This is a genomic window from uncultured Cyclobacterium sp., assembly GCF_963976465.1.
Classification (GTDB): domain Bacteria; phylum Bacteroidota; class Bacteroidia; order Cytophagales; family Cyclobacteriaceae; genus Cyclobacterium.
The window spans coordinates 1-5,871 of record NZ_CAXBOC010000377.1; the positions used below are offsets into that span (position 1 = coordinate 1).

A 5,871-nucleotide genomic window follows, 5' to 3' on the forward strand; every position below is an offset into this window, starting at 1 on the left:
TCCTATAGCTCGGCAGATTATACCGGAATTTTATATCCTTTACAGGGCTTTACTAAAACCAGAGAACTATCATTTGAAGAAGTACCTTTCCTATTGGAGTCAGGTGATAAAGGGACTTTAAAGACTTTAAAGAAGCTTTGCAAAAGCCTTAAATCTCCTGCTTATGAAATCCGATCCAAAGAACGAAAATCAATCCATGTAGCCGCAGTTTTCGCTGCCAACTTCACCAACCATATGGTCTATTTGGCAGAGTCCATTATGAAACGGCAAGGCTTGGATTTTGATATTTTAAAACCGCTAATAATTGAGCAAATGAATAAAACACTCCAATTAGGTGCAGCTGATGCTCAAACAGGACCGGCCATAAGAGACGATATTGATACGCTGGAAAATCACCATGATTTCTTGGCCTATAATGAACAGCTCGCAGAGATTTACCGAAGTATCTCTCAGAGCATTATGGACAGGGAAGAACTTTAAACACTGTCTACCAATCCATTGCACCCAAGAATATCCCATATAAATTTTGACCAAATTACCTTGTTTGATTGTAATCTCATTAGTTTTGTAACATGAAAAATCCAAAGGCGTCACCTGTATTTACTTTTGGGGGGTTTATCAAGATTATCCGTCTGGAAAACCTGCTTATGGTTGCCTTTGCACAGTTTATGACTGCCTTCTTTTTGGTGGGCACAACCAAAGCCGGAACACCTGTTTTGGACGATTATCACCTCTATATGCTAATTATATCCACTGTAATTCTTACGGCATCGGGTTATATGATCAATGATTATTATGATGTTAAAATTGATTATGTAAACAGGCCTAAAGCGGTTGTTATCGGCAAGGGCATGAAAAGGAGAATGGTAATGATTCTTCATACCGTAATGAATTTTATAGGTATATTGATCGGTACAGTGGTCCACCCTAAAATTGGAGCGATTACCTTTGTGGCCGCATTTTTATTATGGCTCTACAGTAACACACTCAAACGCCTGCCCTTCATTGGTAACTTGACAGTAGCTTCTTTAACAGGACTTGCCATTTGGATCGTTGGCATTTATTATCAAAAATCTGAATTATTAATCCTCACCTATGCATTATTCGCGTTTTTCATTAACTTAATGCGGGAGATTCTAAAGGACATTGAGGATCGAAATGGAGATAGGAAGCATGGGTGTAAGACCTTGCCCATTGTCTTGGGATTTAGGAAAACCAAAACAATAATATTCGTAATTGCTTTCTTTTTTGTAGCCTCTATTTTATTTGTCACATTCAAGATTAATGAACCGCAACTCTTTCTTTATTTCGGTGCCTTAAGTTTACTGTTCATCTTCTTTATGGTGAAAATTTATAAGGCAGATCGAAAATCTCATTTTACTGAATTAAGTACCATTTCAAAAATACTTATGCTCACAGGAATACTAAGCATGGGGTTTCTATAGTCACTAATTAAATACATATTAACCATGAAAAACAACCTTCTTATTCTATTTCTAATCACTGTACCTTTTCTCTTTACTTCTTGTTCCGGAAAGAAAGAACAATCCAATACAGAGCCCGAGGCCATTATCGAAGACAAATCAAAACTTTTCCCTGACGAAATCACAAAATTCACACCCTTACCGGATAACCCTATTTTCACAGCTGCAAATGAAGATGACTGGGATAGTGGGATTAGAGAAAGGGGGTTCATTATGAAAGAAGAAGATGGTTATCATATGTGGTACACCGGCTTTGATAAATCTTATAAAAACAAAATGCTCAAATTAGGCTATGCATTCTCAGAAGACGGCATTGAATGGACACGTTATAAAGACAATCCCATTTTTAGTGAAAGTTGGGTGGAAGACATGATGGTGTGGAAAGAGGATGGCATTTATTATATGTTTGCAGAAGGTAAAGGAGACATTGCCAAAATGCTAACCTCTACAGACCGGATCCACTGGGAAAACCAAGGTGACATTGATATAAGAAAGGTAGATGGAAATCCTATAAGTGACGGCCCCTACGGAACACCTACAGTATGGGTAGAAGATGGAGTATGGTATCTTTTTTACGAACGAGGAGATTTGGGTATTTGGCTGGCCACCTCTAAGGACAGAAAGGTGTGGACAAATGTTCAGGATGACCCAATCATTAAAATCGGTCCCGAAGCTTATGACAAGTATGGGGTAGCTGTAAATAAAGTAATCAAATATCAAGGCAACTATTACGCTTATTACCATGCCACATCATTGGAGGACTGGAGTGATTGGACCATGAATATGGCAGTTTCTCCGGACTTGAAGACTTGGACAAAATACTCAGAAAACCCGATCATGGGTGACAATAAATCCAGTGGCTTTCCTGTATATGATGGAGAAAAATTCAGGTTTTACACCATGCATCCTGAGGTAGTCATCCATTACCCTAGCAAATAACATTGATTTAAGTTCAGAATTAAGGAATAGAGATTGAACATTACTTTGTAATATTACAAAAAGGAATAAAACTATTGAACATTGAAAAACATTGCCATTCTCGCTTCCGGTAGCGGTTCAAATGCAGAGAAAATCATCAATCATTTTCAGGGCTCTACCAAAGCTCGCATTTCATTAATTGCCTCCAACAAGAAGGCAGCCTATGTGCTTGAAAGAGCGAAAAAGCATGGTGTACCCACACATACTTTCACCAAAGCGGAATTGGAAAGCGGTAAACTTACCGAAATCCTTATCAATCAACACATTGACTTTGTTGTACTTGCGGGCTTTCTGTTACAAATTCCCAAAGGTTTAATCAAAGCTTTCCCCAATCAAATTGTAAATATTCACCCTGCCTTATTGCCTAAATATGGAGGAAAAGGTATGTATGGAGACAATGTTCATAAGGCTGTAAAAGCTGCCGAAGAAAAAGAAACAGGGATTACGATTCACCTTGTCAATGAAAACTATGATGAGGGGAAAATTATCTTTCAAACGGCAGTAAAAATAGACAAAATAGATACCCCGGACCAAATTGCTGAAAAAGTCCATATTTTGGAACATAAATACTATCCAAAAATCATTGAAAGTCTGATTTAATGCCTTGATTTTCCTAACTTTGTCACTTCATAAAGTTAAGTTCAAAAGTAAACACCAAACAATCCCCTTTTCTATCGATTTATTTAAAAATATAAATTTAGAGATAGAACTGAATATAAAAAATTACTATAGTAATGGCTGAAAAAAAAATACAATCTGCGCTTATCTCGGTATATTATAAGGACAACCTGGAACCGATCATTGAACAGTTAAAAAACCAGGGGGTAACCATCTATTCAACCGGTGGAACTCAAAAATTTATCGAAGACCAAGGTGCTGATGTTATCCCTGTTGAGGAGTTGACGGGCTACCCTTCCATATTTGGAGGCAGAGTAAAAACACTTCATCCTAAAGTTTTTGGAGGCATATTGCATAGAAGAGACAATGAAGGAGATATAGGGCAGGCCGAAGAATATGGTATTCCGGCTATTGACTTAGTAATAGTAGATCTTTACCCATTTGAAGAGACCGTAGCCTCAGGTGCATCTGAGGAAGACATCATTGAAAAGATAGACATTGGAGGCATAGCCTTAATCAGGGCAGCGGCCAAAAACTTCAAAGACGTAACCATCATAGCTTCCAAGGCCCAATATGGGGAGTTGGAAGAAAAACTAAAAAATCAAGATGGTGCACTTTCATTGGCAGACCGTAAGTATTTTGCTGCGCAGGCTTTTAAAGTTTCTTCCAACTATGACACGCATATATTTAACTATTTTAATCAGGAGGGAAATATTCCTGCATTAAAAATCAGTGAAGAATCTGCCAAAGATTTAAGGTATGGAGAAAATCCACATCAAGAAGCACGTTTCTATGGAGACATCAATGCATTATTTGACCAGTTAAATGGCAAAGAATTGTCCTTTAATAATTTGGTGGATGTGGATGCTGCTGTTTCCCTAATTGCTGAATTTCAAGACGAGACTGCTTTTGCCATCCTTAAGCATACCAATGCCTGTGGTGTTGCGCTAGGAGAAAGTGTAAAAGAAGCCTATAACAAAGCCTTTGCTGCCGACACGATTTCGGCCTTTGGTGGAGTGCTGATCACCAATAAAACGGTGGACTTACCAGCGGCTGAAGCCATGCACGGATTGTTTTTTGAAGTATTAATTGCTCCTGATTTTGACCAAGATGCTTTGGATTTGCTTAAAGGGAAGAAAAACAGAATCCTATTGAAGCAAAAAATGAATATCGCAGGGACAAAGCAAGTTAAAACATTATTGAATGGATTTGTGGAGCAGGACAAGGATCTGAAAACAGAATCCAAAGATCAATTTAAGGTCGTGACCAAGCTTTCTCCTACAGAGGCTGAAAAGGACGCTTTGGTATTTGCTTTAAAGATCTGTAAACATACCAAATCAAACACCATTATTCTAAGTAATCATGACCAGCTATTTTCTAGTGGTGTAGGCCAAACCAGTAGAGTAGATGCCTTGAAACAAGCCATAGAAAAAGCCAAAGCTTTTGGTTTTGACCTCAAAGGAGCGGTAATGGCTTCTGATGCATTTTTCCCTTTTCCGGATTGTGTAGAAATCGCAGGAAATGAAGGGATCTCAGCCGTAGTACAGCCAGGAGGTTCTATCAAAGATAAGGACAGCATTGCATATTGTGATGCCCACGGGATGAGCATGGTGATGACAGGTGTCAGACATTTTAAACATTAATTGAGACGAATACGCTTGACTTGGGAAGTCAAGCGTATTATTTATTGGATTCAACTGGAAAATACAGTTTCTCAGTGTTTTTCCTTTTACATTGCCGGTATATTAGGTCCGGTCAATACCGAAGAAAAAACGAATTTAAAATAAGGCTTGAAAGCTCCTGAAATTAGCCTATATTAAGGCTGAGGGATGAAAGGAATCTGGAGGAGTAAGAAATGGCAGTATTCCCAGTTAATCATAGCATAACTATTGCTTATAATTCGTGATAAACCTGATCCTAACACCTCGCCGGAACCTGGAACTTAAGCCAGCTTCGGATATTTATTCGGATTTAATTGCGTTAAATTTAAAGTAACAATAATCATTTAATTTAGAACAGATCAAAATGGGATTATTCGACTTTTTCTCAAGTGACATCGCCATTGACTTAGGAACAGCCAATACGCTGATCATACATAAAGAAAAAATTATTGTGGATGAACCATCCATAATCGCTATAGATAAAACCACCAATAAAGTATTGGCGGTAGGTCGGGAGGCCATGAACATGCATGAAAAAACCCATGAAAACATCAAGACAATCCGTCCATTAAAAGACGGAGTGATCGCAGATTTTTATGCGGCGGAGCAAATGATACGGGGTTTAATTAAAATGATTCCGGGCCATAACAAGGGCATGTTCCCCCAGTCTCACAGGATGGTCATCTGTATTCCTTCCGGCATCACGGAGGTAGAAAAACGAGCCGTAAGGGATTCGGCAGAACATGCAGGTGGTAAGGAGGTTTATATGGTTTATGAACCTATAGCTGCTGCTATAGGTATCGGGATTGACATAGAAAAACCTATGGGATCCATGATCGTAGACATTGGTGGAGGTACAACTGAAATTGCCCTAATTGCACTTTCAGGGATAGTTGCAGACCAATCCATAAGGGTTGCAGGTGACACCTTTACAAAAGATATTCTAGATTATATGAGAAGGCAGCACAACCTGCTTATTGGAGAGAGATCTGCAGAAAAAGTGAAGATTGCGATTGGCTCGGCCTTAACTGAGCTTGATGATCCGCCGGAAGATTATGAAATCAGAGGTAGGGATTTGATGACAGGTATTCCAAAAGTGATTAAAGTTTCGTATTCTGAGATTGCTTTTG

6 protein-coding genes are annotated in these 5,871 nt (G+C 38.7%); all 6 read left to right on the forward strand.

Annotated elements, in window-relative coordinates; all coding sequences use genetic code 11:
• Window positions 1-480, forward strand: a 480-nt coding sequence (locus AAC037_RS18250) for a DUF2520 domain-containing protein (protein ID WP_339904584.1), incomplete at its 5' end; no start/stop codon positions are given.
• Window positions 481-572: 92 nt separating this feature from the next.
• Window positions 573-1,445, forward strand: a complete 873-nt coding sequence (locus AAC037_RS18255; protein ID WP_339904586.1) for a geranylgeranylglycerol-phosphate geranylgeranyltransferase — start codon at window positions 573-575, stop codon at window positions 1,443-1,445.
• Window positions 1,446-1,469: 24 nt separating this feature from the next.
• Entirely contained in the window at window positions 1,470-2,423 is a 954-nt protein-coding gene (locus AAC037_RS18260; protein WP_339904588.1) for a glycosylase, read from the forward strand.
• An 81-nt stretch (window positions 2,424-2,504) separates the two neighbouring features.
• On the forward strand, window positions 2,505-3,062 hold the full coding sequence (gene purN / locus AAC037_RS18265) for a phosphoribosylglycinamide formyltransferase (protein ID WP_339904590.1): 558 nt from the start codon (window positions 2,505-2,507) through the stop codon (window positions 3,060-3,062).
• 134 nt (window positions 3,063-3,196) lie between these two features.
• Window positions 3,197-4,723 carry a bifunctional phosphoribosylaminoimidazolecarboxamide formyltransferase/IMP cyclohydrolase gene (purH, locus tag AAC037_RS18270; RefSeq protein WP_339904592.1) on the forward strand — a complete coding sequence of 509 codons (1,527 nt, stop codon included), beginning with the start codon at window positions 3,197-3,199 and terminating at the stop codon, window positions 4,721-4,723.
• Window positions 4,724-5,105: 382 nt separating this feature from the next.
• The coding region (locus AAC037_RS18275; protein ID WP_339904593.1) for a rod shape-determining protein at window positions 5,106-5,871 on the forward strand (766 nt) is incomplete at its 3' end.

Excerpts from the sequence above, each read along its gene's own strand:
- AAC037_RS18255 (WP_339904586.1), top strand. The coding sequence starts at position 573 with ATGAAAAATCCAAAGGCGTCACCTGTATTTACTTTTGGGGGGTTTATC.
- purH (WP_339904592.1), top strand. The coding sequence starts at position 3,197 with ATGGCTGAAAAAAAAATACAATCTGCGCTTATCTCGGTATATTATAAG.
- AAC037_RS18260 (WP_339904588.1), top strand. The coding sequence starts at position 1,470 with ATGAAAAACAACCTTCTTATTCTATTTCTAATCACTGTACCTTTTCTC.